4 protein-coding genes, 1 tRNA gene and 1 pseudogene are annotated in these 5,140 nt (G+C 66.5%); 1 reads left to right on the top strand and 5 read right to left on the bottom strand.

Annotated elements, in window-relative coordinates; genetic code table 11:
- Positions 1 to 1,330 (bottom strand): ABC transporter permease (locus ACMO6A_RS11705; RefSeq protein WP_418471310.1); only part of this gene is annotated, 1,330 nt, incomplete at its 3' end.
- The gene (locus tag ACMO6A_RS11700) at positions 1,321 to 1,812 is read right to left on the bottom strand and encodes a MarR family winged helix-turn-helix transcriptional regulator (protein WP_009304608.1); all 492 of its coding nucleotides are present in this window, start codon (positions 1,810 to 1,812) and stop codon (positions 1,321 to 1,323) included. The genes ACMO6A_RS11705 and ACMO6A_RS11700, both read right to left, overlap by 10 nt.
- Before the next feature lie 199 nt (positions 1,813 to 2,011).
- Here ACMO6A_RS11700 and ACMO6A_RS11695 point away from each other — a divergent pair.
- A tRNA-Asp gene (locus ACMO6A_RS11695) sits at positions 2,012 to 2,088 on the top strand.
- 80 nt (positions 2,089 to 2,168) lie between these two features.
- On the opposite strand, the gene ACMO6A_RS11690 is transcribed toward ACMO6A_RS11695, so the two are convergent.
- The 3 genes and pseudogenes from ACMO6A_RS11690 to ACMO6A_RS11680 form a co-directional block, all read right to left on the bottom strand.
- The gene (locus ACMO6A_RS11690) at positions 2,169 to 2,816 is read right to left on the bottom strand and encodes a TIGR03936 family radical SAM-associated protein (protein ID WP_009608313.1); all 648 of its coding nucleotides are present in this window, start codon (positions 2,814 to 2,816) and stop codon (positions 2,169 to 2,171) included.
- Positions 2,809 to 4,854, bottom strand: coding sequence for a TIGR03960 family B12-binding radical SAM protein (locus ACMO6A_RS11685; RefSeq protein WP_418471309.1), 2,046 nt, complete (start codon positions 4,852 to 4,854; stop codon positions 2,809 to 2,811). Before ACMO6A_RS11685 ends, ACMO6A_RS11690 begins: the two co-directional genes overlap by 8 nt.
- A 40-nt stretch (positions 4,855 to 4,894) precedes the next feature.
- Positions 4,895 to 5,140: pseudogene (locus tag ACMO6A_RS11680) on the bottom strand (hypothetical protein); the annotation flags it as partial.

The raw sequence follows: 5,140 nt of genomic DNA, 5'->3' as shown, positions 1-5,140 counted from the left end.
GCACCTCGTTCACGCGCTGGGCCGCCACGTCGGCGCGCGGCAGCATGATGGAGATCATGCCGATCATGAGGAAGCTCATGATGATGACCATCGCGTAGGTGATGAACGCGATGAGGTCGCCCGTCTGGATGGTGCCGTTGTCGATGTAGGAGCCGCCCACCCACACGATGAGCACCGACACGCCGTTCATGATGAGCATCATCAGGGGCATCATGAACGTCATGACGCGGTTCGTGAACAGCTGCGTCTTCATGAGCTTGGTGGAAGCCTCGTCGAAGCGCTTCTCCTCGTAAGGCTGGCGGTCGAACGCGCGGATGACGGGCAGGCCCGTGAGGATCTCGCGCGACACGAGGTTCACGCGGTCGATGAGGGTCTGCATGATCTGGAACTTGGGCAGCGCCACGCGCATCAGCACCATGATGAGCACGAAGATGACCGCCACGGCCAAGATGATGATCCAGCTCATGGCGAGGTTCGTGCGCGAAACCATGATGATGCCGCCGATGGCGAGGATGGGCGCGTACAGCACCATGCGCAGCAGCATGACGGTGACCATCTGCACCAGCTGGATGTCGTTCGTGCCGCGCGTGATGAGCGAGGCGGCCGAGAAACTTTGCACCTCGGCGTCCGAGAACGACACCACGCGGCGGAACAGCTTCGAGCGCAGCGTGGCGCCCACCTTCGCGGCCGTGCGCGAGGCGATGAAGCCCACGAGCACGGCGGCGACCATGCCGAGGGCGGCAAGCCCCAACATCAGAAGGCCGATGCGCACGAGGTAGCCCATCTGCATGTCGGACAGATTGTAGCCGAGCGACTCGTACTCAGCCTTGGCGGCGGCGATGGCCTGCTGGTCGACGATGGAGTCGCCCATGTCCCCCATATGCTGCTTGGCCTCGTCCAGCATATCGAGGATCTTCTGCTTGTCGATAGCGCCGGCCTCGTAGGCCTGCATCACCTGGTCGAGGTCGAGGTCGGGGATCTGGCTGGAATAATGGATGGCAACCAGCGGCAGGGCCACCATGCGGTCGAGCTCCTCCTGCTCCTTCTTGCCCTGGTCGTTGAGCTTGTACGTGCCGTCGTCCGTCTCGGTGTAAGCGTCGCGGAACGTCTGCTCGTCGTCGACCGGAAGCATCATAGCGATCTCGTCATGGGTCTTGGCCGTCATCTCGTCGGTGGCCGCATGCTCCACGCCGGACTGCTGGATGCCCACATCGACGATATCGGACGTGTAGTGCGGCAGCGCCAGGTCGGTGAACGCCTGCACGACGAGCAGGCACACGATGAGCAGCACGGCCACCTTGCAGTTCTTCAGATAGCGAATTATGCGCACGGCGCCTCATCTCCTTCCGCGCGGCTCTTGCACGTCGCCTCAGGATCCAGCTCGTGGAACTCGACCACTTTGCGCAGGATGCGAACGAGATGCCGCATGTCCTCGATACCCACGTGCTCCATGACCGCGTCCATGTGCTCGTCGCGCAAACGTCTGCCCTCGGCAGCGAAGCGCTCGCCCTCTTCGGTGAGGCTTACCGACACGGCGCGGTAATCGCCGCTTGCGCGGTGCCGCTCGATGAGGCCCTTCTCCTCGAGGGTCTTGAACGTCTGGGACAACGCGCTCGGCGTCGTGTGCGTCAGCTCCGCGACGCGACCCGGCCTGACGTCCTCGCACGTATGCTGAAGAGCGCTGACCGTCATCATCGTGCGCGCCTCGGACGGCGTCACGCCTTCGGGCGTTGGCGGCGTGAACCGCTCGCGCCGTGAGCGCTGCATAAGCTCGTACAGCTCGCGTTTCGTCTCATTGAACGAATCCGTCATCTCATCTTCCTTGCCTTCGATTCCTGTCGTATACAATTTAGTCGCTAAACTTTATCACTACTGTGAAATTTCACACCAAAATGTTTCCCTCATCACAGAACCTGCATGCGAACCCGGCGCACGCTTTCCCAAACTTTTTCAAATTGGGGTATTGCGCGAATCGGCGACACCCGGTAATATATTCCGCGCTGCAAAGCACGGGGTGTTAGCTCAGTTGGTTAGAGCGCCGGCCTGTCACGTCGGAGGTCGCGAGTTCGAGTCTCGTACATCCCGCCATCTGAATACAGAAAGCCCGCCGATCGGCGGGCTTTTTTTTTCTTGCTCGAAGCGGGCGCGGAAGATGCGACCCCTCCCCGTCAGCGAGCGGCGCGCTGTTCGGTGCGCATGACCGACAGCACGCGCAACGGCGCGGAGGCTTCGGGGGCTACGGCATCGGCTGCTTCGCAGCACGCGCGCAGCAGCACGTCGGGACGTAGCGAGCCCGTCGGCTTCGATTCCAGCGAGAACGTGGCCACGGCGCCGGACAGCTCCAGCTCCCCCACGAGGAAATCGGCCGTGCACAGCACCTTCTCCTTCTTCTTGCGCACCACCGTAACTTCGTCTGGCACCGGAAAGGTTGCGGGAGGGTGCGACAGCAGCGCGCGGTAGACGGCGATAGGGTACGCCGCCGATGCGGCCGGCGCGTGCGGCTCGATGTAGTCGCACGCCTTCACCATCAGGTCGGGCACGCTTGCGCGCTGCAGAGCCTCAAGCGCCTCGTCGACAGGCACGTAGCGCGTCATCTGCAGGTCTGCCAGCTCGTGCGTGCCGCCCACACCCACGGGCAACGCCGCGCCGAACGCGATCTTCATATGGGGCGAGAAGCCCTGGCTCACTGCGAACGGCAGGCCTGCGCGGCGCACCGCGCGCTCGAGAGCGCGCGCCACTTCGAGATGAGACAGCATCGCCAGGCGTCCCTGCTTGCAGAACGTCATGCGCAGACGGAACAGGTTCGGATCAGGCATGGGTCGCCTCCTTTCCGGCGCCTTCGCGCCGCGCGGGATCCTTCGTCTCGCTTCGCTCTCCCAGGATGACGGAGGAGGCGTCGGCTTCGCCGCTTTGCCCGGGATGGCGAAGGAGCTCGGCTTCGCCGCTTCGTCCATGACGGCACGAGGGCTCGACCGCGTTCGAGCCGGACGCCACGCGGGGCTGGGCCAGCTCGTTGTCCACCCCGAGCGTCGGGCACGCGCCGCAGGCCGAGCAGTTCTCGAACGTGCAGTCGGGCGTCGTGCGGCCCTCGTCGGCCAAGCGGCGCTCGCGCGCCAGCCACCGCGTCGACACGCCGGTGGAAATATGCTCCCACGGCATGACGCGGGTCGTGGGATACGCCGTCTGCGCGATGGCGGCCGGGTCGATGCCCACCTCGTCCGCCGCCTCGCGCCAAGCGGCCTCTGCGAAGCACTCGGTCCACGCGTCGAAGCGCGCGCCTCGGCGCCAGGCGGTCTCCACCCACGCGGCGGCTTCGCGCCCCGCGCGGCTCATCACGGCCTCCACGAAGCTGGTGGCCGGATCATGCCAGTGCACGTCCACGGCGCGGTACTTCACCGAGTTGCGCAGCAGCTGCACGCGCCGCAGCGCCTCCTCGGGCGGGATCTGCCCGTCCCACTGGAACGGCGTCTGCGCCTTCGGCACGAACAGCGCGCACGACACGCTCATGCGCAAGGATCCGCGCTGCTCGGGAGGCGTGGCGGCCTTCATGCGGTCGTAGGCTCGCTGCGCGAGGCTCGCGATGCCCTTGATGTCGTCGTCGGTCTCGGTGGGAAGGCCTATCATGAAGTACAGCTTGCAGCGGCGCCACCCCGCCTTGAACGCGGCGTCCAACGCGCCGAACAGGTCGTCTTCGGTGACGTTCTTGTTGATGACGTCGCGCAGGCGCTGCGTGCCCGCCTCGGGCGCGAACGTGAGGCCGCCCTTCTTCTGGCCGGCCACCAGCTCGGCCATGTCCACGCCGAACGAGTCGAGGCGCTGCGAAGGCACCGAGATGCGCACGCCCTTCCCGTCGCAGGCGCGGTTGATGCGCGTGAGGATAGAGGCGATCTGCGAGTGGTCGGTGGACGACAGCGACGTGAGGCTGACCTCGTCGTAGCCCGTCTCGGCCAGGCCTTGCACCACCGATTCCACCACGTTGTCGGCCGAGCGCTCGCGCACGGGGCGGTACATCATGCCCGCCTGGCAGAAGCGGCAGCCGCGGGCGCACCCGCGCAGCACCTCCACGTTCAGGCGGTCGTGCACCACCTCGGTGAACGGCACGATGCACGGCTCCCAGCCAGGGCTTTCCGCGAAGCCCTCGAACAGGCTCTTCTCGATGCGCAGAGGCAGGCCCTCTTCCAAAGGCTCGATCCACGAGCCCGCTTCCTGCGCCTCGTCCTCGGCACGCCAGCGGTACAGCGACGGCACGTACCAGCCCGGCTCGTCGGCCAGCGCGCGCAGGATGTCGGCGCGCGCAGCGCCCTCGGCGCGCAGGCGGCGGACGACGGCCAGGCCGCGCGGCAAGGCCTCCTCCCCTTCGCCGATGCTGAACGCGTCGAAGAACGGCGCGTAGGGCTCGGGGTTGTAGGCGCAGGGGCCGCCCCCCACCACGAGCGGGTCGCTTTCGGCGCGCTCGTCTGCATGCAGCGGGATGCCTGCCAAATCGAGCGTCTCAAGCACGTTCGTAGCCGCCAGCTCGTGCGGCAATGTGATGCCCACGGCGTCGAACTCGGCGAGCGGCGCGCAGCTCTCTATGCTGAACAGCGGGATGCCCTCGGCGCGCAGCGTGTCGCACATGGCGGGCGCAGGAAGAAACGCGCGCTCGGCGGCCATCCCGTCGACGGCGTTCACCACGTTCACGAGGATGCGCAGCGCCTGGTTCGCCTGCCCCAGCTCGTAGGTATCGGGATACACCATGCAGAAGCGGAAGTCCGCTTCGGGCTTGTACACGCAGCCGAACTCGTGGTTGAGGTAGCGCGCGGGGCGCTCCGCAGCGGCGAGCAGCGGCTCCAGACGCGGCCAGAGATCCGTCATCAAACTCGTTTCCCTTCTTCGGTTTGCTTTAGCGGGAGAATCAGCGGACTTTGCCGGAAGCGAAGCGCGTGAGGGCGGCATCGCGCACCCCGCCGGCCGCCTGTGCCGCGCGCCCGGCGCGGTCGCGCACGGCGTCCATGGCCTTCGCCCCGGTCGCCTGCGCCTTCTGCGCAGCGCGCTTCGCGGCGGCCTGCACCACCTTGTCGCGCGCCGCGGCCACGGCGTCGGTGAGCTTGCCCAGCGTGGCTCCGTCCTCGTAGTACTCGATGGCCGCGCGCCCCATGGC

Source organism: Eggerthella sp., assembly GCF_048329335.1.
Taxonomy (GTDB): domain Bacteria; phylum Actinomycetota; class Coriobacteriia; order Coriobacteriales; family Eggerthellaceae; genus Eggerthella; species Eggerthella lenta.
The sequence above is the reverse complement of the archived record's forward strand: the minus strand, read 5'-3'. Positions and strand labels throughout refer to the sequence as shown.

Bases quoted from the DNA above. Each gene is read 5' to 3' on its own strand.
- ACMO6A_RS11700 (WP_009304608.1), bottom strand. From the start codon at position 1,812: ATGACGGATTCGTTCAATGAGACGAAACGCGAGCTGTACGAGCTTATG.
- ACMO6A_RS11690 (WP_009608313.1), bottom strand. From the start codon at position 2,816: ATGCCTGATCCGAACCTGTTCCGTCTGCGCATGACGTTCTGCAAGCAG.
- ACMO6A_RS11685 (WP_418471309.1), bottom strand. From the start codon at position 4,854: ATGACGGATCTCTGGCCGCGTCTGGAGCCGCTGCTCGCCGCTGCGGAG.